Here is a 25,264-nt window from a genome sequence, read left to right on the forward strand (position 1 = left end):
CTCGATGGGGCGCACGGAATTCATTGGGCTGGCAGCAATGCTGATGGCGCTGAATGCGCTGGCCATCGACATCATGCTGCCGGGTCTTCAGGAAATCGGCGCATCACTGGGCGTCGTCAATGAAAACCACCGCCAATACGTGATTTCGACCTATCTCCTCGGTTTCGGTATCGCCCAGCTTCTCTACGGGCCGATTTCTGACCGTTTCGGTCGGCGCAAGCCGATGCTCGTCGGTCTGGCCATCTACATCATCTCCGCCATTGCAGTGGTCTTCGTGCCGTCATTCACCGGCCTCCTGGTCCTGCGCTTCATTCAGGGCATCGGTTCGGCGGCAACGCGTGTCATCACCATCTCGATCGTCCGTGACATCTATGGCGGCCGTCAGATGGCGGAAGTGATGTCGCTGATCATGATGGTCTTCATGGTCGTTCCGGTCATCGCGCCAGGCACGGGCCAGATCGTGCTCTTCTTCGGCGACTGGCACCTGATCTTCGCCTTCATGGCCGGCATCGCCGCCGTCGTGACGGCCTGGATGTATTTCCGCCTGCCGGAAACCCTGCATCCCGATGACGTCAGGCCTTTCACGGCTCGTTCGATCCTCGGCGGGTTCAAGATCGTGCTCACCAACCGTATCGCGCTCTGCTACACGCTTTCCAGCACCTTCATTTTCGGGGCGCTGTTCGGCTTCATCAACTCGGCTGAACAGGTTTACAAGGGCATCTACGGCCTTGGCGCATGGTTTGCGGCGGCCTTTGCCGGCGTGGCGCTGTTCATGGCCTTCTCGTCCTTCATCAATGCAAGGCTGGTCGGCCGGTTCGGCATGCGCAAGCTGTCGCACGGATCGCTGCTCGGCTTCATCGCCATCACCTTCGTGTGGTTGCTGGTGCAGATACTCGGGCCGGAGCCGATGCCCTTCGCCATCTTCATCGTGTTCTTTGCGCTCGCCATGTTCCAGTTCGGCTGGATCGGCTCGAACTTCAACTCGCTCGCCATGGAGCCGCTCGGCCATGTCGCCGGCACGGCCTCCTCCGTCATAGGCTTCATGGGAACCGTCGGCGGTTCGCTGATCGGCGCCGGCATTGGTCAGGCTTTCGACGGCACGGCGCTGCCGATGGTGGCCGGCTTCTTTGCCGTCTCCATCATCGGCCTTATCTTCGTGCTGATCGGCGAAAAGGGCGTGTTGTTTCAGGCCCACAACAAGCCGACACGGTAAGTTCGGACAGACAAAAAGAAAGGGCGCGGAATTCTGTTCCGCGCCCTTTTTATTGAAAACAGCTGTTGTTCGTTCAAACCGTAAAAATCTTCTCGCGCAGCAGTTCCCAGGTCTCCTGATCCGGCGCCAGCAGCAGCCCGCCATCCACATGGCGCGGCAGATAGGGCGAACCATCAAGACGGGCGGCATAGGCGCCCGATTCCTGCGAGATCAACGTGCCGGCCAGATGGTCCCAGGGCATCAGCTTGTTATACATCAGGAAATGCATGTGGCCGCCGCAGAACAGGCGGTATTCATGCGCAGCACAACGATAGCTGGTGAACAGCCGCACATCCGCGAGGTTCATCAAAATCTTGCGCCGGGTCTCCACGTCGAAATAGCCTGTATTGGCGATACCCACCATCTGCGACAGGTGCGGCGCTGTCACGACCGACATCTGCGTCTGCGATCCATCGGCGGCGCAAAGCCATGCGCCGGAGCCTTTTTCAGCAATCGCCCAGTCATTACCCATCGGATCGAAGATCAGGCCGGCAACGGTCTCGCCCTTGGAGATGACACTCATCATCACGCCGAAGAGCGGCAGGCCGGAGGCGAAATTATAGGTGCCGTCGATGGGATCGACCACGACAGCCAGATCGGCATCGGCAAGCTTGCTCAGCAGCGATGCATCCGCCGCCACAGCCTCTTCCCCGATGAACAGCGCCTGCGGCATGATTTCCTCGACACGGGCGCGGATCAGCCGCTCGGCAGCCTCGTCGGCTTCGGTCACGAGGTCTATCGCCTCGCTCTTGATCCGCACATCACCCTCGCCCAGATTACGAAACCGCGGCAGGATTTCCACTGCCGCCGCTTCCTGAAGCGCATTGGCGAGAGAGGCGATGTCGAGTTCGAGAGCCATGGGCGATATCCTTCTATCTGAGTATCAATCTTATAAGGCGACGATTTCCCGCCGCAGCATCTTCCAGCTTTCCTTGTCCGGCGCTGACAGGATACCGCCTGCCGTCTGGCCGGGCCGGTAAGGCGTATTGTCGAAACGGGCCGTATAGCCACCCGCCTCCTGATGAACCAGCACGCCGGCAAGATGATCCCACGGCGCCAGATTTTCATGGCCTATGAAATGCAGCTTGCCTGCCGAGACGAGCCAATATTCATGCGCCGAACAATTGATCGAAAGCGACATTTTTATCTTCGCCAGATTGGCGGCAATGACAGGACGGCGATCCTCATGGCTGTGACGCCAGGAAAAGATGCCGACCATCTCGGACAGTGGCGCGGGATCCGTGACCTTGAGCTTCGCCTGCGAGCCGTTCTTGCGGTGGAGGTAAGCCCCCTCACCTTTGAGCGCAACTATGGTGTCGCCCATGACAGGATCGTGGATGATGCCCGCCACCGTCTCACCCTTGACCGTGACAGCAAGCAGCGTGCCGAAAGCGGGAAAGCCGGAAGCATAATTGAAAGTACCGTCGATCGGATCGATCACGAAGGCAAGCGGCGCATCGGCAAGGGCTGGAATGACGGAAGGGTCCGCCTCATAGGTCTCTTCACCGACGATATGAGCCTTCGGAAACCGTTCGAGTAGCGCGGCGGTGATCGCCTTTTCCGCCAGAACATCTGCCTCGGTGACGAGATCGATGGCGGAGGTCTTTTCGGAGATGGCGCCGGCGCTCAGGTTTCGGAAGCGGGGCAGGATTTCCTGTGCGCCGGCAGCGGCGACGGTGGAAACGAGGAATTCGATATCTTTATCGGAAAGGCTCATGGCGCGGGGCACTTCTTCATCAGGGAGGGCTGGCCTCCCTACGCTCTTCAGGTGACGCGCCGGTGACAGCAAGCGCGGAAAAATCAAAAAGCTTCGGGTCGAGCAGATGCGACGGGTTCACATGCGCAAGCGCCCGCAGCATCACGTCCTTGCGGCCCGGCATGCGCCGTTCGATATCGGCCAGCATATCCTTCATGGCATTGCGCTGAAGCCCGTCCTGCGAGCCGCAGAGGTCGCAGGGAATGATCGGGAATTCCATAGCGGCTGCAAATTTTGCCATATCCTCTTCGGCGCAATAGGCAAGCGGGCGCATGACCATCAGGTCGCCTTCGTCATTCAACAGCTTCGCCGGCATGCCGGCCAGCCGGCCACCATGGAAGAAATTCATGAAGAAGGTCTCGAGAATATCCTCGCGGTGATGGCCGAGCAGCAGCGCGTCGCAGCCCTCCTCCCGCGCGATGCGGTAGAGATTGCCGCGACGAAGCCGCGAACAGAGCGAACAATAGGTGCCGCCGGAAGGCACCTTTTCCTTCACGATTGAATAGGTGTCGCGATATTCGATGCGATGGGCGACACCGATCTTCGCCAGATACTCCGGCAATACGTGTTTGGGAAAATTCGGCTGGCCCTGATCCAGATTGCAGGCCACCAGCTCCACCGGCAAGAGGCCGCGCCATTTCAGATCGAGCAGCAGCGCCAGCAGCCCATAGCTGTCCTTGCCGCCGGAAAGGCCTACCAGCCAGCGCTTCTGGCCGTTCAGCATGCCGAAATCTTCAAACGCCTGCCGCACATTGCGCAACAGTCGCTTGCGCAGCTTGTTGAAGGAAACCGAACGCGGAGCATTGTCGAACAGGGGATGCGAACTGCCATTTTCTTCGGACGGGCCGTGATCTGCCCCGACCTTGTCCGCCCCTGCCTGATCTACAAAGTCATCGATCTTGGTGAGAATGTTCATCATCAACTCGCTCCGGCACGACTGCCGTTCTTAATGCAGGCAATGCCCCCATCCGCCGGCAATATCAAGCCCCGAATACCGACCAGCCGGTTTTGGTCGCCAGCAATTCCAGCGCCTGTGACCCGAGCGCCGAATTGCCGACCTTGTTGAGACCCGGCGACCAGACCGCAATCGACGCGTTGCCCGGCGCCACCGCCATGATGCCGCCACCGACGCCGCTCTTGCCCGGCAGGCCGACATGATAGGCGAAATCGCCGGATCCGTCATAATGGCCGCAGGTCAGCATCAGCGCATTAATACGCCGCGCCCGACGGTCCGACACGACGGTATGGCCGGAGAGCGGATTACGGCCGCGATTGGCAAGGAAGAGGCCAGCCCGCGACAGCTGCGCGCAGGTCATGGAAAGTGCACACTGATGGAAATAAACGCCGAGCGTATGTTCCACGGGATGGTGCAGATTGCCGAAGGACCGCATGAAATTAGCAAGCGCGAAATTGCGGAAACCCGTCGCCTGCTCGGATTTCGCCACCGTGTCGTCAATGCTGATCGTGTCATCGTCAGCGAGGTAACGCACGAACCGCAGAAGCTCGCCGATCGCCTCACGCGGCTGATGGCCGGAAAGAACGATATCGGTCACCACGATGGCGCCGGCATTCACGAAGGGATTGCGCGGGATGCCGTGCTCATGTTCCAGCTGAACGATGGAATTGAAAGACGATCCCGATGGTTCGCGCCCCACCCGGTTCCACACCGTTTCGCCCGCCTTGCCGAGCGCCAGCGTCAGCATGAAAACCTTGGAGATACTCTGGATCGAAAACGGCACAAGCGCATTGCCGGCCGTATAGGTCGTCCCATCGACGGTGGTGATGGCGATGCCAAACTGGTTGGGATCGACCTTGGCGAGTTCGGGAATGTAATCCGCAACCTTCCCCTCACCCAGCCGCGGCAGCATGCTGTCGTAGATGGAATCGACGATACCCTGAATGTCCTGCATGCAAAGCCTTCCCCAGCAAACAAAAAAGCCGCCCCGAGGGGCGGCTTTCTCAATACTGAAACGCGTCGATTAACGCGAGTAGAATTCGACGACCAGATGCGGTTCCATGACGACCGGGTACGGAACGTCGGAAAGCGACGGAACGCGGGCGTAGGTGGCAACCATCTTGTTGTGATCAACTTCGATGTAGTCAGGAACGTCACGCTCTGCGAGCTGAACGGCTTCGAGAACCGTCACCAGCTGCTTGGACTTCTGACGAACTTCGATAACGTCGCCAGCCTTGCAACGGTAAGAACCGATGTTGACGCGAACGCCGTTAACCGTGACGTGGCCATGGTTGATGAACTGGCGCGATGCGAAAACGGTCGGAACGAACTTGGCGCGGTAGACGATGGCGTCCAGACGCGACTCGAGCAGGCTGATCAGGTTCTCGGAAGTATCACCCTTGCGACGGTTTGCTTCGTCGAAGGTGGCGCGGAACTGCTTTTCGCGCAGTTCGCCGTAGTAGCCCTTGAGCTTCTGCTTGGCGCGCAGCTGCGTGCCGAAGTCGCTCATCTTGCCCTTGCGGCGCTGGCCGTGCTGGCCCGGGCCGTATTCGCGGCGGTTAACCGGGGACTTCGGACGACCCCAGATGTTTTCGCCCATGCGGCGGTCGATTTTGTACTTGGCCGATTCGCGCTTGCTCATCGTATTTCCTTCTCAAAAGGTTATGCCGGTCTGTTGCCAAACCGGTTTAAGGAAACACGCCCTCCTCTGAGGCCCGTTTCAGGGCCTCTGACAGGCTTCTCACATGCAAATGGAGAAACCACGGGACATGTCGGTGATATTGACTGCCAAACGTCAGCACTTAAACTGCAAGGCAACCAACAAAACACACCGGACATTACTGCCCGGCGTTGGGGCGGCTTCTAAACACGTTTTACAAATTTGTCAAACAACGCCCGCCGCTTTTTTCTTGCGAGTGCCCTTGAAAAGCCTGCAGTCCCTCCCATCTTTCCATCGTGATCAGAACTCGGGCCCCTCTGACGTGTTACCGGACAACACGTGATGTCGAGTTTCTTTAGGTTGGGGCCCACGTATATTTTTGACACGCGTTCCCCATCCGCAAAGCCAACCTCGTCCGGCTAAAGGTTGACTGATGGAGTTCCTCCTCAACGATTTTCTCGGTACCCCCACATGGATGTGGGCGGTCTTCATTTCTCTCGTCCTTGGTCTCTTGGCGCTCGATCTTGGCGTACTGCACAAGAATTCCAAGGAAATCGGCATTCGTGAGAGCCTGCTGATGTCAGGCTTCTACATCGCCATTGGTTTGGCCTTCGGCGGCTGGATCTGGTACCAGTCCGGCCAGCAATCGGCGATGGAATATGTCACCGGCTTCGTGGTCGAAAAAAGCCTGGCGATGGACAATATCTTCATCATCGCGATGATCTTCTCCTATTTCGCCATTCCCCGCCAATATCAGCACCGCGTGCTGCTCTGGGGTATCCTCGGCGTCATCGTCCTGCGCGGCATCATGATTGCCGGCGGTGCGGCCATCGTCGAAAACTTCCACTGGGTGCTTTATCTCTTTGCGGCCTTCCTCGTCTTCACCGGCCTCAAGATGCTGTTTTCGTCCGACCATGACGAGAACGATATCGGCAACAACCGCATCCTGAAATTCCTGCGCAGCCGCCTGCCGGTGACGGAAAAGCCGCATGGCGAGAAATTCTTCGTCAAGGAAACCGACGCGACCACCGGCAAGCTGAAGACCTTCGTGACGCCGCTCTTCCTGGCGCTCATCATGGTCGAAATCGCCGACCTGATCTTCGCGGTAGATTCGATCCCGGCGATCTTTGCGATCACCACCGATCCGTTTATCGTCTACACCTCGAACATCTTCGCGATCCTCGGCCTGCGCGCCCTCTACTTCGCACTCGCCGCCCTGATCCACCGCTTCGCTTATCTGAAATATGCGCTGGCTGCGGTTCTGGTCTTTGTCGGTTCGAAGATTTTCGTGGCAGACATGCTGGGCATCGCCAAGATCCCGCCGGCCGTCTCGCTCGGCGTCACCGTCGCCATCCTCGCCACCGGCATCATCGGTTCGCTAGTCGCGACGCGAAAGGAAGCAAAGGCTATCGAGTAAGGCCTATAACGGTAAGCGGCAGGGAAACCTGCCGCAACCTCACTCCGCCGCCAGTTTCGCATCATCCTCAGCCGCATCCGCATCGCCGGGTGCGGTTTTTGCATCGAGATCGGGGAACGCCACGATGCGCTTGCCGGAGAAATCGGCATGCACCACCACAAGTTCCTTTTCCTCGAAATAACCGAGAAGCCGCCGGGCGCGGCGGGCGGAATGGGTGCCATAGGCGCGGGCAATGCGGGCATCCGACGGGCAAGGCTCCTCGCCAAGAGCGGCCTTGACCAGCAGCAGGAAGACTCCCTGCAGGTCATCGGAAACCGACATGGACAATTCCAGCGCCTTCTCCCAGCCTTCGCTGGCCGCCATCGCCGCATCCACGCCGGAACGGGCAATCGCCACCTGTCGCCGGAAATCGGCAAGCGTCATCGGCGTGCCAGGAATGCGGCGCATGCGGGCGCGCACCAGAAAATCCTGATAGAGTACGGCATCCGTGCGATAGGCCGATTGCGGATCGTCGAGAATTTCCACGAGCACCGCACCAATCTTTTCCTCACGCTCCTCCGGCGTCAGTTCCGGCTGGCCTGCACGCGGCGACTGCTCCGATGAAGGGCCAACGGCGGCGGGCGTGGAACGGGAGAGTTCGGCCAGAATATCGGTGGTCGGGCGCGGTGCGGGTGGCGTGCGGCGCACGGCGGCGCGCGTGAACTCTTCCGGATCCGGCGTGAAGATCAGGTCTTCCACATCCTGCGGTGCGTCCGGCAACGGCATCAGCTTCGGCGAAGACGAGCGCGCCGAGGTTTCCACCGCGCCGATGACGATCGGCAACGGGCGACGCGAGAGCGCCGGGCCGAGTGCCACGAAATTGCCGCGCTGCAGATCGCGAAACATTTCCGCCTGCCGCCGGTCCATGCCGAGCAGATCGGCCGCGCGCGCCATGTCGATATCGAGGAAGGTACGGCCCATCAGGAAGTTCGAGGCTTCCGCCGCCACGTTCTTGGCAAGCTTGGCCAGCCGCTGCGTGGCGATGACGCCGGCAAGCCCGCGTTTACGGCCACGGCACATCAGGTTGGTCATGGCGCCGAGCGACGCCTTGCGCGCATCTTCCGTCACCTCGCCGGCGACGGAGGGCGCAAACATCTGCGCCTCGTCCACAACGACAAGCACGGGATACCAGAATTCACGATCGGCATCGAACAGGCCGTTGAGGAAGGCGGCGGCGGCCCGCATCTGCTGTTCGACATCAAGCCCTTCCAGCGTCAGCACGCAGGAAACGCGGTGCTGGCGAATGCGGTTGGCGATGCCGGCAAGCTCTGCCTCCGTCCGCTCGCCATCCACCACCACATGGCCGAATTTGTCGGATAGCGTAACGAAATCACCCTCGGGATCGATGATGACCTGCTGCACCCATTGCGCCGATTGTTCAAGCAGCCGGCGCAGCAGATGCGACTTGCCGGAACCGGAATTGCCCTGCACCAGCAAACGCGTCGCAAGCAATTCCTCGATATCGAGCTTGGCCTGCTGCCCGCCCGATAGGGTCCCCATGTCGATACCGACCTGCAATGTTCCATTCCCTGTGCTGCATTTCATCCGGCCGATTCCCTTAGGCGCGGCCGGACATGCTCTTTACCAAAAAATCGGCCCTTGCGTCTCATCCGTGCCGATAATGCACAGGCAATTCACGCTCAGCCCTGCGGAGACCTGACCCAGAAGCGTGAAACGCCAATGCGCCGACCGAAGACGTTAAGCGCCAGCCCGAGAATGACCAGCGCCGCACCGATGATTTCGAAGATGGTAATATGCTCCGCAAACGCCAGATAAGCGCTGATGAAACCGACGATCGGCACCAGCAGGGAAAACGGCGCCACCGTTCCGGCGGGATAACGCAAAAGCAGATAACTCCAGATGCCCGCACCGACTATTGTTGCGCCATAGGCCATATAGATCACCACGAGAGCCATCGTCGGCGTCGCATTTTGCAGCCCTTCCACAATCGCATCTGGGCCTTCCACCACCAGCGAAAGCAAGACCAACGGCAGAACGGGTACAAGGCTCGTCCATGCAATAAAGGAGACCACATTTACTTGGCCGATGCGGCGATTGACGATGTTGCCGCAGGCCCAGGCAATGGCCGAGCCGACTCCCATCAGGAGCGGTATAAGCGCTGCAGCCGTCATGCGCTCCATGCCGATGACCGCCAGCCCGCCAAAGGCAACGATCGCGCCGGCGATTTGTGAGGGCAATGGCCGCTCGCCGAGAAACACCACGGCGAGCGCCAGCGTGAAGAAGGCCTGCGACTGCATGACGAGCGAAGCAAGCCCGGCGGGCAAGCCGAGCTTGATGGCCGGATAAAGCAGGCCGAACTGAAAAAAGCCCATCGCCATGCCGTAAACGATCATATGCCGCCACGGCACATTCGGTTTCGGCAGGAAGAAGACGAGAGGCACCGCCGCAAAGAGATAACGCACCCCCGTCAGAAACAATGGCGGCATGTCTGCAACGCCGACCTTGATGGCAACGAAGTTGAAGCCCCACAAAAACACGGTGATCAGGGCAAGAAAAATATGCGGCAATGCCATTTTGTTATGTCCGAATTTCAGGCGATCGACGGGCGTTTCACGCCGAAACCGCCCTCTTCCAGCCAAAGGCAATGAGACCGGCGCCAATCAGGAGACCGCCGCCCGTGCGGTTGACGATGCGCTGAACCTTCGGCTTGCGGATCGTGTTACGGGCGGCACTTGCCAGAAGTCCATAAAGCGCCGCATTCACGGTGGCAAGCACCAGGAACGTCGCTTCGAAAATCAGCACCTGCGGCCAAAACGGCAATGTCGGCACCAGAAACTGCGGCAGGAAGGCCACGAAGAACACGATGCTCTTGGGGTTCAGCGCCGTGACGATATAGGCATGCAGGAAGATTTTGAGCGGCCTTTCACGGCCCGTCACGCCTTGGCCATCCGCGCCTTCGCCACCAACCGGCGAACGCCACAGCTTGATGCCGAGATAGATGAGGTAAGCAGCACCGATCCATTTCAGGCCGGTGAAAAGTGCAGCCGACGTGGCAAGCAGCGCGCCAAGCCCCAGCATCGAGGCCGTCATGGCGGTGAAATCACCGAGCGCCACGCCCGTCACCGTCGCCGTGCTCGCCTTGCGACCATGGCCAAGCGCATAAGAAATCACCAGCAGGATCGTCGGTCCCGGAATGGCGAGCATGATGGCGGATGCGGCCACGAAGGCCAGCCAGTTCTCCAGCGGCATGATTGAGTCTCCCTTGTCTAATGTGTCGAGCAAGCCACCAAAATCAGGAGGTATCAAGCTCAATCTTCGAAGATCAAGCCGCCCTGTCATCCAGCGGACGAACGGGTGGCTGCTCGTAGCGGTGCGACCTCCTCGACATACTTTGTCGAAGAGGCCGCCACTGCTCAAAACCGCGGCGCCCACGGTACCGACCAGTCCCGTCGCCGCTTCACTTGCGACGGCACAAAACCGATATCGACCAGCAGACGGTCCGGCAGATCGGCAAGATCGGTCGGCGGCGCGCGTGGCACCATGGCCGCAACGACCACTGCTTTCAGAGTTTTCCAGACGCCGAATGTGACGAACAGACGGTCCACCGCATCCGGCAGCGCATATGCTACCAATGGTTGATCATTTTGCATGGGAAATCCATCCCGGCGCGGCAAAGCGGCCAGGTCCTTTATCGATGGAAAACGACATGCCGAAACGACGGGCGCAGCATGCATGCCACGCGGACGCGCAAGTCACATGTCGGACGAAGTAAAAATGCCAAACGGCTGGGGAATCAGGCCATAAGCCTTATCGGAGGGAGATGCCTCGCATCACATAACCGCCCACAATCACGCCAAACAGGCCTGACATGCCATTAAGGCGCATATTCATGTTATTGCTCATTCCACGCCTCCATTTAGTGCAGTTATAGACAAGACGCATCTTACACAGGAAATTCGGCGCGACAAGTGGTCGCAATCTCGAATTGCAAAAGACCAGCAAAATAGATGCAAAAATGCAACAAACATTCGAATGGCGGCAGTCAGTTCGAAGAGACGCTGAGACCGAAACCCTGCATCAGCCGCCGCGTGGCGAAATCCGGTTTGCCCGAGGTGAAGACGGCAAAGTCGAAACCATCGGGATGTTCCGCATCCTGCGGCAGCGGCACGAGATGGCGGGCCCGCCTCGCAATCGCCTCGGCGGGATCAAGCCAGTCCACCGGCCATGGCGCCAGCCGGCGAAACACATTGGCCATGAAGGGATAATGGGTGCAGGCAAGCACGACGATATCGGTGCGCTTGCCGTCGCTGTCGATGAAGCAGGGTTCGATTTCGGCCAGCACCGCCTCGTCCGAAACCGGCTCGCCCCTGATCCAGCTTTCGGCCATACGCGCCAGATTTTCCGAACCTACGAGGCGGACATGACACTGTGTGGCAAAGGACTGGATGAGATCGCGCGTATAAGCCCGCTTGACGGTGCCGGGCGTTGCGAGAACAGAGACGAGACCCGAACGGGTACGCTCGGCGGCTGGCTTGATGGCGGGAACGGTGCCGACGAAAGTCATGTCCGGAAACCGGGCGCGAAGATCGGCTCCGGCCAGCGTGAAGGCGGTGTTGCACGCGATGATGCAGACCTCCGGGCTGTAATCCTGCAGCAGCGTTTCGAATAGCGAGAGAATGCGCGTCTTCAGCGCCTCCTCTTCCCAGCCGCCATAGGGAAAACCCGCATCGTCAGCCACATAGATGAAACCGCGCTCGGGCATCAGCACCCGCGCCTCGCGCAGAACCGTCAGCCCACCAATGCCGGAATCGAACACCAGCACCGGTTTCAGCACATCGGCCGCCGCCTCACTCGTCTTCAGCATTCTCCCCTGCTCCCTCGGCCAACGGCCCCGCTGCCCTGCCCGTCTTCTTTGGCCACTGCCGGGGAAAACGATCGAGCGACCTGATCACGCCGCGGAAAACACTGATTTCCTGCTCGGAAAAGCCGCGTCTCGACAGCACCGCCCGCAGATTGTCGACCATTTTCGGCTTTTTTTCAGCAGGGTGGAAATAACCGCGCGCATCCAGCGCTTCCTCGATATGTTCGAACAGGCCAAAAACCTGCTCCTTGGTCGAGGGCCGTTGCTCGATGGGCTGGAACAGCGTCTCACCCAGATCGTCCATGCCAGACTTCATCCATTCATAGGACATCAAAAGCACGGCCTGCGCGATGTTGAGCGAGGCAAAGGCAGGATTGACCGGGAAGGTCACGATCTCGTCGGCCAGCGCCACCTCCTCGTTCGTCAGCCCCCAGCGCTCACGCCCGAACAGGATACCGGTCTTTTCGCCAGCCTTGAATTTTGTCCTGAGCGTATCGGCGGCGGTGACGGGCGCCCGCACCGGCTTGAACCCGTAACGCTCGCGCGCGGTCGTGGCATAGACGAAATTGAGATCCTTGATCGCCTCTTCCAGCGTCTCGAACACCCTGGTGCCGTCAATGACGTGGTCGGCCTTGGAAGCGGCGGCGCGCGCCTTCTCGCTGGGCCAGCCATCACGCGGATTGACCAGACGCAATTCGGAAAGGCCGAAATTGGCCATGGCCCGCGCCACCATGCCGATATTTTCGCCGAGCTGCGGTTCGACCAGAATGATCGCCGGGCCTTCCGCCACAAGTTCAAGCTCGCTGTTAGTGCCTGCCATCGTCATTTGTCCGTGTTTGAAGCGCGGCATCGATTTTTCAACGATGCCCTAAAGCGCGCCTCACTGGCACAGATCAGCGCGAAAATCAAAGCCGGAGGGGTATAAAGGCTGCCCTCACTCCCCCTTGATGATATTCGCCATCTCTTCGCGCAGCGAATCCCTGCCCTCGTCGCCCACACGGTGAATATCGCTGATGACAGGCCGGCCATCTTCCTCGATCACGTCGAAATGCACCTCGTCGACAGTCGCCTTTATCTCCGCCTCGTCCATGCAGGCCCAGAGTTTGAATTTCGCCGTCACATCGGTCACGCCGTCCTTCACCGCACCCGGGGTCACCGAAACTTCCTGCAGCGGACAACCATCCTGGGAGTTGGTCACGACGTCATAACCGAAAGGATCGCCCTTTTCCCCGCTTTCCGCTTCGTAAGCCGGCTTTTTGGATGCTTCGCGATATTGGGCGACGAAGTCCTTGCTGAACAGGCTCGTCAGCATGTCCTCATCGAAAATATACTTCCAGTTTTCCGCATCGCCTGACCAGTTCTTGACGGTGATGTCCATCACCTTCTGGACGGGATCGGCAGGCCCTGCCGCTAGGGCGCTGTGGGAAAAGAGGACGGCGGCAGTCAGAAGCAGAATTTTCCGCATGATGTGATCCCGGGATAGGCCCGACACGCGGGCGAAGCGATTCGCCTGACTGTATTCCGGCATTGTGGTTTGGCAATGCGCAAAGCGTTATTGCGCTGCGCCAAAAAAGCGCCCCCCATGGCTTTGCCTCAGACGCTCGCGATGCTATAGCCCGACCGGATATTTTTCCGACTATTGGCGTCAACAGGCGCCACAGCTTCGAAGGTGAGGAATTCATGGCAAAGATCAAGGTAGCCAATCCAGTCGTCGATCTCGACGGCGACGAAATGACCCGTATCATCTGGCAGCTCATCAAGGACAAGCTGATCCTGCCATACCTCGATCTCGACATCGAATATTACGACCTCTCGGTTGAAAACCGCGATGCCACCAACGACCAGGTCACCGTCGATGCGGCACACGCCATCAAGAAGCATGGCGTCGGCATCAAGTGCGCGACGATCACGCCGGACGAGCAGCGCGTCGAGGAATTCGGCCTGAAGCAGATGTGGAAGAGCCCGAACGGCACGATCCGCAACATTCTCGGCGGCGTCATCTTCCGCGAGCCGATCATCTGCAAGAACGTTCCGCGCCTCGTTCCCGGCTGGACCAAGCCGATCGTCGTCGGCCGTCACGCCTTTGGCGACCAGTACAAGGCAACCGATTTCAAGTTCCCCGGCAAGGGCAAGCTGACGATCAAGTTCGTCGGTGAAGACGGCACGGTCATCGAAAAGGACGTCTTCGACGCCCCGAGCGCCGGCGTGGCACTCGCCATGTACAACCTCGACGAATCCATCCGCGAATTCGCCCGCGCCTCGATGATGTATGGCCTGATGCGCAAGTGGCCGGTTTACCTCTCCACCAAGAACACCATCCTCAAGGCCTATGACGGCCGCTTCAAGGATATCTTCGAAGAAGTCTACCAGACCGAGTTCAAGGCAAAGTTCGACGAAGTCGGCATCACCTACGAACACCGCCTGATCGACGACATGGTTGCCTCGGCGCTGAAGTGGTCCGGCGGCTACGTCTGGGCCTGCAAGAACTACGATGGCGACGTGCAGTCCGACACGGTTGCCCAGGGCTTCGGCTCGCTCGGCCTGATGACCTCGGTTCTGCTGTCGCCGGATGGCCGCACCGTCGAAGCCGAAGCGGCGCACGGCACGGTGACGCGTCACTACCGCCAGCACCAGAAGGGTCAGGAAACCTCGACCAACTCGATCGCCTCGATCTTCGCCTGGACCCGTGGCCTCGCCCACCGCGCCAAGCTGGATGACAATGCGGAACTGGCAAAGTTCGCGACGACGCTCGAAACCGTCTGCGTCGACACCGTCGAAAGCGGCTTCATGACCAAGGATCTGGCCCTCCTCATCGGACCGGACCAGCCCTGGCTCTCCACCACCGCCTTCCTCGACAAGATCGACGAAAACCTCAAGACGGCGATGGCGGCCTGAAATCAGGAGGGCAATGCCCGTCCGAAATGGTGAAACAGGAAAACCCGGCGGCAACGCCGGGTTTCTTTTTTGTTCACAGTATCTTGATTAGCCGTTGTACTAGGCGCAGAATTCGGTTCTGCGTGCCATGGCCAGTGCAACAATAAGACAAAACCAAAACAGCATCTAATTGCGTATAACTTGCCCGGCACAGTCAAACATTTATCGCAGCATCACCGCGATCTTCAGTAAGACGCTGATGATGCTGCGGATGATGAAGAAATCGAAGCGCAGGCGCGAAATCCGTTGCGGTTTTCCCATAATGCTTCGGCGATTTTGCTTGGGGAGGCAAAAGCATGAGTGAATTGATCTTTTATACCAATCCCATGTCGCGCGGGCGCATCGCGCGATGGATGCTCGAGGAAGTGGGCATTCCCTATAAAACGGAAATACTGGGTTTCGAAACCTCGATGAAATCGCCAGCCTACCGGCTGATTAACCCGATGGCGAAGGTGCCGGCAATCAAGCACGGCGACACCATCGTCACCGAGGCGGCAGCGATCTGCGCCTATCTGGCCGATGCTTTTCCCGGCGCAAATCTTGCGCCCACACCGAAGGCGCGCGGGCTTTATTATCGCTGGATGTTTTTCGCAGCAGGCCCCCTGGAAATGGCGGCAAGCATGAAGGCGATGGGTTTTGAAGTGCCCAAGGAGAAACTGCGCATGGCCGGTTGCGGCAGCTATGCCGATGTGATGAACACGCTGGAGCGCGCCGTCAGCGAAAACCGCTTTATCGCCGGTGATCTCTTTACCGCCGCGGATGTCTATGTCGGCGCCCATGTCGGCTGGGGGCTACACTTCGGCACCATCGAAAAGAGGCCGGCCTTTACCGATTATATGGCGCATCTGACCGACCGGCCGGCCTTCAAACGGGCCGCCCAGCTCGATGAAGAGGCGGCCAAGGAGTTGCAGGCGGCTGGATAATCGGCCCGCCCGTTTCCAGACTTACGAAACATAGCCGGTCTGGAAATCGCCAATTGGATAGATTTTTGTGACGGGTCATTCACCGGACTGGCTGAGCGACTCTCCGACCTCTATCGCATGCCCGTCCGGATCGTAAAAACGAAATACTCTTTGTCCCCAGGCCTGCCGCTCCAGCGGGTGGATAAGCTCCACATGCGGCGCGATATCCTGAAAAGCCGCATCTACATCCGCATGTTCGAAATAAAGCAGCATGTTCCGTCTGCCATAAGCCTCTTGCGCATCCGACGACGTCCGCCAGATCGTCTCCTCAAGTGACCTGCCCTCATGGATCGCAAAGCCGGTTTCAAAGAGGACGAAGCTGCCGAAATCCTCCAATATCTTCAAGCCGAGCCTGTCACGATAAAACGACTTGGACCGGTTGATATCGCGCACGAAAGGGATGGGATTTACAAAGCGCATCGCACTCCCCGTTCATGTTTCCGGCACTCGGCAATCCGCGCCTTCCGTTCGTTGCCCTAAAGGGCCAAGAAAAAAGGCGGGGCAAAACCCCGCCTTCATGAATTGTTCTGGATCAAGCCGCCAGCGCCGCGGCCACCGCTTCGATGGCTTCTTTCGCCTTGGTGCCGTCAGGGCCGCCGGCCTGCGCCATATCCGGGCGACCGCCGCCACCCTTGCCGCCAAGTGCTGCCGATGCGGTGCGGACGATATCGACGGCGCTGAAACGGCCAGTCAGATCTTCGGTCACGGCAGCGACGGCGCTTGCCTTGCCATCGTCAGAAACCGCAATCAGCAACACAACGCCGGAGCCGAGATTGGCCTTGGCCTCATCGGCAAGACCCTTCAGGTCCTTGGCATCGATGCCGGACAGCGATTTTGCGAGGAAATTGACGCCCGCAACCTGCTGGACATCATTTGCACCGGCATCCGACGAACCGCCGCCCATGGCGAGCTTCTTGCGGGCATCCGCAAGCTCACGCTCCAGCTTCTTGCGCTCATCAAGCAACCCTTCGACACGCGACAGCACGTCACCCGGCTGAACCTTCAGCGACGACGCCAGCGCCTTCACCCGCTCGTCCTGCTCCGCGAGATAGGCAAGCGCACCCTGACCGGTGACGGCTTCAAGACGGCGCACACCTGAACCGACGGCGCTTTCCCCGAGAATGCGGATAAGGCCGATCTGGCCGGTGGCGGCCACATGGGTGCCGCCGCAAAGCTCGACGGAATAAGGACGGTTGGCTTTTGCGCCATGAAGGCCGGTGCCCATGGAGACAACGCGGACCTCATCGCCATATTTCTCGCCAAACAGAGCCATCGCACCCTCGGCAATGGCGTCGTCAACGCTCATCAGGCGGGTGACAACAGGCGAATTCTGCAGCACGATTTCGTTGGCCATATCCTCAACGACCTTCAGTTCCTCGGCCGACATCGGCTTTGGATGCGACACGTCGAAGCGCAGGCGCTCGGGCGCGACCAGCGAACCCTTCTGTGCAACATGGGTGCCGAGCACTTCGCGCAGCGCCTCGTGCAGCAGGTGGGTGGCGGAGTGGTTGGCGCGCAGGCGCGAACGGCGATCATGATCGACCGTCAGCTGCACGGCCTCGTTGACCTTCAACCCGCCCTTGGAGACGGTGCCGGAATGCACGAACAGGCCTTCGCCTTTTTTCTGGGTGCCGGAAACGTCAAAGGTGCCGGCATCGCCGACGATCACGCCGGTATCGCCCATCTGGCCGCCGGACTCGCCATAAAAAGGTGTCTGGTTGACGACGATATGCACCGTCTCGCCCTCGGCAGCGCTGTCCACCTCTTTGCCATCCCTGACGATTGCCTGAATGACGCCCTCGGCGCTTTCGGTGTCGTATCCCAGGAATTCGGTCGCGCCGAATTTTTCCTTCAGCTCGAACCACACGGTTTCGGTCGCCTTGTCGCCGGAGCCGGCCCAGTGCGAGCGGGCTTCCGCCTTCTGGCGCTGCATGGCATCGGTGAAGCCGGAAATATCGACACCGATTTCGCGGGCGCGCAGCGCGTCCTGCGTCAGATCGAGCGGGAAGCCGTAGGTGTCGTAAAGCTTGAAGGCGGTTTCGCCATCCAGCATGTCACCCTTGTGCAGCGTCGAAGTAGCATCAGACAGCAGCGACAGGCCGCGTTCCAGCGTCTTGCGGAAACGGGTTTCCTCGAGTTTCAGCGTTTCCGAGATCAGCGCTTCGGCGCGAACCAGTTCAGGATAGGCGCGGCCCATCTGCTGGATAAGCGCCGGCAGCAGCCTGTAGATCAGCGGATCACGCGAACCCAGAAGCTCCGCATGGCGCATGGCGCGACGCATGATGCGGCGCAGAACATAACCGCGACCCTCGCTCGACGGCAGAACGCCATCGGCAATCAGGAAGGCGGATGAACGCAGATGATCGGCGATGACCCGGTGGCTGGCGCGATGCTCGCCCTCAGCCGGAACGCCGGTCGCCTCGACGGAGGCGGCAATCAGCGCCCGGAACAGGTCCGTATCATAATTGTCGTGCTTGCCCTGCAGCAGCGCCGAAATGCGCTCCAGACCCATGCCGGTATCGATCGACGGACGCGGCAGGTCGATACGCTCTTCCTTCGTCAGCTGCTCATATTGCATGAAGACGAGGTTCCAGATTTCGATGAAACGGTCGCCATCCTCTTCCGGCGAACCGGGCGGTCCACCCCAGATATGATCGCCATGGTCGTAGAAGATTTCCGAACAGGGACCGCAGGGACCGGTATCGCCCATCGCCCAGAAATTGTCGCTGGTCGGAATGCGGATGATGCGGTCATCGGAAAAACCGGCGATCTTCTTCCAGAGATTAAAGGCCTCATCGTCGGTATGATAAACCGTGACCAGCAGGCGGTTGCGGTCGATGCCGAATTCCTTGGTGATCAGGTTCCAGGCATGGGTGATCGCTTCTTCCTTGAAATAATCGCCGAAGGAGAAGTTACCGAGCATTTCGAAGAAGGTATGGTGACGGGCGGTATAACCGACATTGTCGAGATCGTTATGCTTGCCGCCGGCGCGCACGCATTTCTGCGCAGATGCCGCCGTGGAATAGGGACGGCTTTCAAGACCGGTGAAGACGTTTTTGAACTGCACCATGCCGGCATTGGTGAACATCAGTGTCGGATCGTTGCGCGGCACCAGCGGGCTGGAGGGCACTATCTCGTGTCCGTTCTTCTTGAAGTAGTCGAGAAAGGTCGACCGAATTTCATTCACACCGCTCATGCCCACACACCGCTCACAGCTGGAGTCCATCACCGCCACCGGAAATGATGGCTATATTGCAAAATCAATGGCTTTTATCGTCCGCATCCGGCCCTGTCCAGCCATGGAGGCGAAGCAAGACATATAGGCAAGGAAAAAGGGCCGCGCGAAGAAAAATCGCACGACCCTTTTGATTCTTATCGGTTCGGCAAAGCCTGCGGGCATTGATGCCCGGACCTTCGCGGAATCTATCAGCCCTCGTCGCTGCCGTCGTCGCCTTCACCGGCGTCCGGGCCACCATTCTGCAGGAAGCGGTCGGCAATCAGACCGGCATTCTGGCGCAACGCCAGTTCGATCTCATTGGCCGTATCCGGATTGTCGCGCAGAAAGGTCTTGGCGTTTTCACGCCCCTGCCCCAGACGCTGGCTGTTATAGGAGAACCATGCGCCGGACTTCTCGACGATACCGGCCTTCACGCCGAGATCGACCAGCTCACCGGTCTTGGAAACACCTTCGCCATACATGATGTCGAATTCAACCTGTTTGAAGGGCGGCGCCATCTTGTTCTTGACGACCTTGACGCGCGTCTGGTTGCCGACAACCTCTTCGCGCTCCTTGACGGCGCCGATACGGCGGATGTCGAGGCGGACGGACGCATAGAACTTGAGAGCGTTACCGCCCGTCGTCGTTTCCGGCGAACCAAACATGACGCCGATCTTCATGCGAATCTGGTTGATGAAGATCACCATGCACTTCGACTTGGAGATCGAGGCGGTCAGCTTGCGCAGCGCCTGGCTCATCAGACGGGCCTGAAGACCCGGCAGGCTATCGCCCATTTCACCTTCGATTTCCGCCCGCGGCGTCAAGGCCGCAACCGAATCGATGACAAGAACGTCCACAGCGCCCGAACGCACCAGCGTATCGGTGATCTCAAGCGCCTGCTCGCCGGTATCGGGCTGCGAGATCAGAAGGCTCTGCAAATCCACACCGAGCTTGCGGGCATAAACCGGATCGAGCGCGTGTTCGGCGTCCACGAAGGCGCAGATGCCGCCCTTCTTCTGGGCTTCCGCGATCGTCTGCAGCGCCAGCGTCGTTTTACCGGAGCTTTCCGGGCCGTAAATCTCAATGATACGCCCCTTCGGCAAGCCGCCGATGCCGAGCGCGATATCCAGGCTGAGCGAGCCCGTCGAAACGGTTTCCACTTCAACCACATTTTCATTGGAACCGAGCTTCATGATCGATCCCTTGCCGAACGACCGTTCGATCTGGGAGAGCGCCGCTTCCAGTGCCTTGCTTTTATCCACCGATTTATCCTCTACGAGACGCAAAGAATTTTGTGCCATCCGAACCACCTTTAGGTTATTGAAGCCGCACAGGCAACGAAGCAGTATGGAAACGGTATGTACTCTATTTGTTCTCATTTCGCAAGGCTGAGCCAGCATATTGAAAACAAATAACGATAAGTAGTTTGTTCTGCTTTCGTTTTTCCGTGCCCGGCCCATCGCCGCAAACCGGATGCGAGGTCAGGATGACGTCAGTTTAGGCCGAATCGTCCGACTTTTCCATGCGCCAGAGAGGGAAACGCAAGCGTGAAGAAAATACTCGTTCTGGGCGGCGCGCATATCGACAGGCGCGGCATGATCGAGACCGAGACGGCGCCCGGCGCCAGCAATCCGGGCTCGTGGATGGAAGAGGCCGGCGGCGGTGGTTTCAACGCCGCGCGCAATCTTTCCCGCCTCGGTTTTGAAGTCCGCATCATCGCCCCGCGCGGCGGCGACGTCACCGGCGAAGTGGTGGCGGAAGCAGCAAGGCAGGCGGGGGTGGAAGACACGCCGTTTACCTTCCTCGACCGCCGCACGCCGAGCTACACTGCCATTCTGGAGCGTGACGGCAATCTGGTGATCGCACTGGCCGACATGGACCTCTACAAGCTCTTTACCCCGCGCCGCCTGAAGGTACGCGCGGTGCGCGAGGCGATTATCGCAAGCGACTTTCTACTCTGCGATGCCAATCTGCCCGAGGATACGCTGACGGCGCTTGGCCTCATTGCCCGCGCCTGCGAAAAGCCGCTCGCCGCCATCGCCATTTCGCCGGCCAAGGCGGTGAAGCTGAAAGCGGCGCTCGGCGATATCGACATCCTCTTCATGAACGAGGCGGAAGCCCGCGCGCTCACCGGCGAAACGGCGGAAAATGTCCGTGACTGGCCAAATATCCTGCGCAAGGCTGGGCTTTCCGGCGGCGTCGTCACCCGCGGCGCAAGCGAAGTCGTGGCCTTCAACGGGACGGAAAAAGCCATCCTCCACCCGCCCCTCATCCGCGAGGTGAAGGATGTCACCGGCGCCGGCGATGCCATGGCCTCCGGTTATCTCGCCGCCATTGCCGAGGGAAAAACAATCAGGGAGGCCCTGAGACAGGGGGCGGCGGCGGCGGCCATTACCGTGCAGTCATCCTTCGCCACCTCCCAGGACCTATCAAAAGACAGTGTCGAAGCCATGTTGGGGCTTGTTCCCCAGGCCGAAATGCTGGCATGAAGCGCTTTTAAAAACTGGAACAGATGAAATGACCCGCCCCATCTCCCCGCTCCTGCCCATCGTCTATTCTCAGGAAGTCGCCGCCGCCAAGCAGCGCGGTGCGCCGATCGTCGCGCTCGAATCGACCATCATCACCCACGGCATGCCCTATCCAGGCAATATCGAGATGGCGGAAAGCGTCGAGCAGATCATCCGTGATCAGGGTGCGGTTCCGGCCACCATCGCCGTCATTCACGGCACGCTGCATATCGGCCTTGAGAAAGACCAGCTCGAGGCGCTCGCCCAGACCACCGACGCCATGAAGGTGTCGCGCGCCGATATCGCCTTCGCGATCGCCGAGCGCCGCACGGGTGCCACCACGGTCGCCGCCACGATGATCGCCGCCGCCCGCGCCGGCATCCGCGTTTTCGCCACTGGTGGCATCGGCGGCGTGCACAAGGGCGCGGAAGAAACCTTCGACATCTCCGCCGACCTGACCGAGCTTGCCAAGACCGGCGTGATCGTCGTCTGCGCCGGCGCCAAGGCGATCCTCGACATTCCAAAGACACTCGAGGTTCTCGAAACCAACGGCGTGCCTGTCGTTACCTTCGGCTCCGAAGAATTCCCGGCTTTCTGGTCGCGCTCCTCCGGCCTGGCCAGCCCACTCTCGCTCAACAGCCCGGCGGCAATCGCCAATTTCCAGGCGACCCGCGAACAGCTCGGGATCGATGGCGGCATGCTGGTGGCCAACCCCGTGCCGGAAGAAGACGAAATTCCGCGCGAGGAGATGGAGATCTACATCAACCGCGCCATCTCCCATGCAGAACGCGACGAAGTCACCGGCAAGGCGGTCACGCCTTACCTGCTCGGCGATATTTTCCGCCTGACGGATGGCAGGAGCCTCGAGACCAACATCGCACTGGTACGCAACAATGCGCAGCTGGCTGCGGAAATCGCCGTGGCGTTGAGCTGAGGCCATGCCTGCCCTCTTCGTTCCGTTCGACAGCAGAGCGGCTTCGTCAAAATAAAGAAGAGCCGCGAGCTTTTGACTTCCCGGACGTGAGAGGTCGCAAACTTCCCCTCCGTCATGCTCGGGCCTGTCCCGAGCATCTGCGACGCCTCGCCCGGTGAGACGTGATTGGATCCTCGGGACGAGCCCGAGGATGACCTCGAGTTGCAGGAAAGACCCGTCACCGACAACAAAAAGGCCCGGACAGCTTGCGCTTCCGGGCCTTCGTTTTTCTTCCAGAACCCGATCAGTTCTGTGCGATCGGCTTCACCAGCGGCGTCACACGACGGATGGTCACGCGGCGGTTCTGCTGCTCCGGCCCAAGCGTCTGAACCTTCAGGTAACGCTCACCATAGCCCTGCGTCGCGAGGTTTTCCGGCGGGATGCCGTAAACATCGGTCAGCACGTTGGCGACGGAGGCGGCGCGCTCATCGGAAAGCACGAGGTTACTTTCATCCGAACCGACCGCGTCGGTGTGACCTTCGATCAGGAAGGTTTCCGCCGGGTTCTTTTGCAGCGCCTTGTTGATCGCGTCGGCGACCTTGCGCAGCGAACGGGCCTGCGCCATCGGGATGTCGGCGCTGCCAGTGGCGAAAGTGATCGTATCGAGGTCGATACGGCGCACCTTGTCACGGATACGGGCCGAATAACGCACTTCATCCAGCGAGTAGACACGCTCCACCGGCTCGACCGGCGGCTGCTCCAGGAAGCGATAATAATCGCGGTCCGGATCGCTCGACGTGTCGATGATGTAGTCCGTCACGGGGATGCGCAGGCGCATCGGCGGCAGGTCGAGACCCGGATCGCGATAGACGTAATCACGATCGGGATCATCCATCAGTTCCGGTGCGTAGAACAGTACGTATTCACGGCCGCGATCGTCGATGCGCGAGCGCTGCATCACATCGCCGTAACGGTTGCGGATCGTCACCACCTGCGTGCCGTCGCGACGTTCCACGGTTTCGCGCACGCGACCGCCCGGCAAGCGCTCATAATAGGGCTCGCCACCATCGCGGATGAAGCGCTGATTGTCATCGCCACGCACCACGACACGGTCGCCGAATTGCAGGATGATCGGTGCATCCATATCCCGGTCGCGCGGGCGGCCTTCGCGCGGCTGCCATTCGCGCACGCCATCCGGCCGCTCATATTGCGGACGACGGTCGATGCGCTCGCCCTGCTGGGAGGTGATCGCCTCCAGCTTGACGGGCGGCGGCGGAGCCTTGCCTTCGGCGGCACCGGCGCGCTGCGCCTCGGCGTCGGAGGTCGGGACCTTGACGTCACCGGCCTGCTCGCGCTCGCGACGACGTTCCTCGCGGGTCTGGCGGTTGCCGGAGCGTTCCACTTCCTTGTCGCTGTCGAGAACGGCAGCACCCTTGTCGACCGGCAGGATGACGGTGTCGGCGGTCTTGGAAGGGTCCTTGGCGATTGCCTTGGCCTTATCAAGTTCTTCCTTCGTCGTCGGCGGCGCTTCCGTCTGCGGAACGGCGACCTGACTGGGCACGGCTTCGCCAGCCGGAGCCTGTCCGGTTGTCGCACCGCTCGGCGGCGGCGTGGGGGCGCCGGGAAGCGGCGCTGCGGGTTCGGACTTCACCGGCGGCTGTTCGGAAGGCTGCCGGCCGGGTGCAGGGTTGGGCTGTGCTTCGGGAGCCGGCGGACGCGCGGGCGTCGGTGCTTCGGTCGGAACCGGTGCTTCCTTTGCGGCGGGCTCGGGAGCTGCCGGCTTTTTCTCCGGAACGGGTTTTTCAGCCGGTTCGGCTTTCTGTTCCGGGGCCTTTTCCTCTACCTGCGGCTTTTTCCCGGGTGCAGGTTCACGGGGCTTGGCGGGCTGCTCGGCATTTTCCGGACGCGCGGCGGGCTGCTGTTCGGCAGCGGGTTCCTTCGCAGGCTCCTTCTCCTTGCGGGGACGCTCCGGGCGCTGCTCGCCTTCGCCGGCCGGCTGTTCCGCTTTTTGAGGCTTGCGCGGGCGTTCCTGCGGCTGCTGTTCGGCAGGAGCGGCTTCAGGCGCTGCTTCCCGCTGGCGTGCCGGGCGCTGTTCGCCCTCGCCCTGAGGCTCCTGTGCCCGTTCGGGTTTGCGCGGACGCTCTTGCGGCTGTTCGGCAGGTGCCGGCGCAGGTTCCGGGCGGGCCTCGCGCTGCTGCGGCTCCGGCGGCGCTTCGCGCTTGGGTTCAGGGCGAGGCTCGGCAGGAGCCGCCTCACGCTTGGGCTCCGGTTCGCGCTGCGGCTCAGGCGCGCGTTCCTCACGTTTCGGCTCGGCCTGCGGCTGTGCCTCTTCTGCCTGCTTGCGCTTCTTGCGCAGCTCTTCTTCGGGGCTTTCCTGTGCCGGTTCCGCCTGCGCCAGGATCACCTGGCCGGGAAGTGTCTGGGAGATCGGCGCCTGTGCGCGGGCTGCGCCGGCAAAGCCCGCGGCTGCTGGCTCAACCGCAATCGCGAGAGACATGAGCGGAAAAACCACCCCGGTCAGCAATGTGTTTTTCTTCTTCAGCATCAGTGCTTCCTCATCTGCCGTCATTTATGGGTCGCAAATTATGCGACATCGTGGGCCCGGCTTGGCACGCAGGCGCTGTTCAACGCCTTACACACGCTCCGGTTCCCATGATGACCAAAGCCTTCTGTACCGGAAATGAACAGATCAAGGCCTTTTCGTGGAAGCTCTGCGGCACAAACGCGACCCCTAATATTGCAGTTGCATTTTTTGACCAACCGGATGAATAATCTGATCCGCGCTGAAGGCCACAGGCGGTATCCTCCGTTCTGCCGCGCCCAGCGCCCA

The 25,264-nt window shown here is 60.2% G+C and carries 22 protein-coding genes; 6 read left to right on the plus strand and 16 right to left on the minus strand.

Features of this window, described 5'->3' with window-relative positions:
- Nucleotides 1–4 precede the first annotated feature (4 nt).
- On the plus strand, nucleotides 5–1,213 hold the full coding sequence (locus ATU_RS09075; RefSeq protein WP_010971915.1) for a multidrug effflux MFS transporter: 1,209 nt from the start codon (nucleotides 5–7) through the stop codon (nucleotides 1,211–1,213).
- Nucleotides 1,214–1,286: 73 nt separating this feature from the next.
- Here ATU_RS09075 and ATU_RS09080 read toward each other — a convergent pair whose 3' ends face one another.
- From ATU_RS09080 to rpsD, 5 genes are all read right to left on the minus strand, one after another.
- A complete protein-coding gene (locus tag ATU_RS09080) occupies nucleotides 1,287–2,111 on the minus strand; it encodes an inositol monophosphatase family protein (protein WP_006314084.1) in 825 nt (274 codons plus the stop codon).
- Between the two features lie 30 nt (nucleotides 2,112–2,141).
- On the minus strand, nucleotides 2,142–2,969 hold the full coding sequence (locus ATU_RS09085) for an inositol monophosphatase family protein (protein ID WP_010971916.1): 828 nt from the start codon (nucleotides 2,967–2,969) through the stop codon (nucleotides 2,142–2,144).
- A 19-nt stretch (nucleotides 2,970–2,988) separates the two neighbouring features.
- A complete protein-coding gene (gene ttcA / locus ATU_RS09090) occupies nucleotides 2,989–3,927 on the minus strand; it encodes a tRNA 2-thiocytidine(32) synthetase TtcA (protein ID WP_035258378.1) in 939 nt (312 codons plus the stop codon).
- Between the two features lie 61 nt (nucleotides 3,928–3,988).
- Complete coding sequence (locus ATU_RS09095) at nucleotides 3,989–4,918, minus strand: glutaminase (protein WP_006314081.1); 930 nt, start codon at nucleotides 4,916–4,918, stop codon at nucleotides 3,989–3,991.
- Between the two features lie 69 nt (nucleotides 4,919–4,987).
- Nucleotides 4,988–5,605 carry a 30S ribosomal protein S4 gene (gene rpsD, locus ATU_RS09100; protein ID WP_010971918.1) on the minus strand — a complete coding sequence of 206 codons (618 nt, stop codon included), beginning with the start codon at nucleotides 5,603–5,605 and terminating at the stop codon, nucleotides 4,988–4,990.
- A gap of 451 nt (nucleotides 5,606–6,056) precedes the next feature.
- On the opposite strand from rpsD, the gene ATU_RS09105 reads away from it, so the two are divergent.
- A complete protein-coding gene (locus ATU_RS09105; protein WP_010971919.1) occupies nucleotides 6,057–7,040 on the plus strand; it encodes a TerC family protein in 984 nt (327 codons plus the stop codon).
- Nucleotides 7,041–7,079: 39 nt separating this feature from the next.
- Here ATU_RS09105 and ATU_RS09110 read toward each other — a convergent pair whose 3' ends face one another.
- From ATU_RS09110 to ATU_RS09140, 7 genes are all read right to left on the minus strand, one after another.
- The gene (locus ATU_RS09110) at nucleotides 7,080–8,597 is read right to left on the minus strand and encodes a helicase HerA domain-containing protein (protein ID WP_035258381.1); all 1,518 of its coding nucleotides are present in this window, start codon (nucleotides 8,595–8,597) and stop codon (nucleotides 7,080–7,082) included.
- Nucleotides 8,598–8,719: 122 nt separating this feature from the next.
- On the minus strand, nucleotides 8,720–9,613 hold the full coding sequence (locus ATU_RS09115) for an O-acetylserine/cysteine exporter (RefSeq protein WP_010971921.1): 894 nt from the start codon (nucleotides 9,611–9,613) through the stop codon (nucleotides 8,720–8,722).
- A gap of 37 nt (nucleotides 9,614–9,650) precedes the next feature.
- Nucleotides 9,651–10,289, minus strand: a complete 639-nt coding sequence (locus ATU_RS09120) for a LysE family translocator (protein ID WP_010971922.1) — start codon at nucleotides 10,287–10,289, stop codon at nucleotides 9,651–9,653.
- A 164-nt stretch (nucleotides 10,290–10,453) separates the two neighbouring features.
- On the minus strand, nucleotides 10,454–10,690 hold the full coding sequence (locus ATU_RS09125) for a hypothetical protein (RefSeq protein ID WP_010971923.1): 237 nt from the start codon (nucleotides 10,688–10,690) through the stop codon (nucleotides 10,454–10,456).
- Between the two features lie 392 nt (nucleotides 10,691–11,082).
- Entirely contained in the window at nucleotides 11,083–11,904 is an 822-nt protein-coding gene (gene murI / locus ATU_RS09130) for a glutamate racemase (RefSeq protein WP_006314071.1), read from the minus strand.
- On the minus strand, nucleotides 11,888–12,721 hold the full coding sequence (locus ATU_RS09135; protein ID WP_010971925.1) for an RNA methyltransferase: 834 nt from the start codon (nucleotides 12,719–12,721) through the stop codon (nucleotides 11,888–11,890). Before ATU_RS09135 ends, murI begins: the two co-directional genes overlap by 17 nt.
- Nucleotides 12,722–12,835: 114 nt before the next feature.
- On the minus strand, nucleotides 12,836–13,366 hold the full coding sequence (locus ATU_RS09140) for a hypothetical protein (protein WP_035215943.1): 531 nt from the start codon (nucleotides 13,364–13,366) through the stop codon (nucleotides 12,836–12,838).
- A gap of 215 nt (nucleotides 13,367–13,581) precedes the next feature.
- Between ATU_RS09140 and ATU_RS09145 the strand changes: the two genes are divergently transcribed.
- Both ATU_RS09145 and ATU_RS09150 read left to right on the plus strand, forming a co-directional pair.
- Complete coding sequence (locus tag ATU_RS09145) at nucleotides 13,582–14,796, plus strand: NADP-dependent isocitrate dehydrogenase (protein WP_010971927.1); 1,215 nt, start codon at nucleotides 13,582–13,584, stop codon at nucleotides 14,794–14,796.
- 335 nt (nucleotides 14,797–15,131) lie between these two features.
- Nucleotides 15,132–15,758, plus strand: a complete 627-nt coding sequence (locus tag ATU_RS09150) for a glutathione S-transferase family protein (protein ID WP_006314066.1) — start codon at nucleotides 15,132–15,134, stop codon at nucleotides 15,756–15,758.
- A gap of 75 nt (nucleotides 15,759–15,833) precedes the next feature.
- On the opposite strand, the gene ATU_RS09155 is transcribed toward ATU_RS09150, so the two are convergent.
- The 3 genes from ATU_RS09155 to recA form a co-directional block, all read right to left on the minus strand.
- On the minus strand, nucleotides 15,834–16,217 hold the full coding sequence (locus ATU_RS09155) for a VOC family protein (protein WP_010971928.1): 384 nt from the start codon (nucleotides 16,215–16,217) through the stop codon (nucleotides 15,834–15,836).
- A gap of 112 nt (nucleotides 16,218–16,329) precedes the next feature.
- A complete protein-coding gene (alaS, locus tag ATU_RS09160; protein ID WP_010971929.1) occupies nucleotides 16,330–18,993 on the minus strand; it encodes an alanine--tRNA ligase in 2,664 nt (887 codons plus the stop codon).
- A gap of 230 nt (nucleotides 18,994–19,223) precedes the next feature.
- On the minus strand, nucleotides 19,224–20,315 hold the full coding sequence (recA, locus tag ATU_RS09165; RefSeq protein ID WP_006314063.1) for a recombinase RecA: 1,092 nt from the start codon (nucleotides 20,313–20,315) through the stop codon (nucleotides 19,224–19,226).
- A gap of 246 nt (nucleotides 20,316–20,561) precedes the next feature.
- Here recA and ATU_RS09170 point away from each other — a divergent pair, with 246 nt between their 5' ends.
- Entirely contained in the window at nucleotides 20,562–21,503 is a 942-nt protein-coding gene (locus ATU_RS09170) for a carbohydrate kinase family protein (protein WP_035258391.1), read from the plus strand.
- A 28-nt stretch (nucleotides 21,504–21,531) separates the two neighbouring features.
- Nucleotides 21,532–22,455 (plus strand): pseudouridine-5'-phosphate glycosidase, encoded by a 924-nt coding sequence (locus ATU_RS09175; protein ID WP_006314061.1) that lies wholly within the window; start codon nucleotides 21,532–21,534, stop codon nucleotides 22,453–22,455.
- Nucleotides 22,456–22,738: 283 nt separating this feature from the next.
- Here ATU_RS09175 and ATU_RS09180 read toward each other — a convergent pair whose 3' ends face one another.
- Nucleotides 22,739–24,979 (minus strand): OmpA family protein, encoded by a 2,241-nt coding sequence (locus tag ATU_RS09180; RefSeq protein ID WP_010971931.1) that lies wholly within the window; start codon nucleotides 24,977–24,979, stop codon nucleotides 22,739–22,741.
- Nucleotides 24,980–25,264 lie beyond the last annotated feature (285 nt).

It is taken from the genome of Agrobacterium fabrum str. C58, assembly GCF_000092025.1.
Classification (GTDB): Bacteria; Pseudomonadota; Alphaproteobacteria; order Rhizobiales; family Rhizobiaceae; genus Agrobacterium; species Agrobacterium fabrum.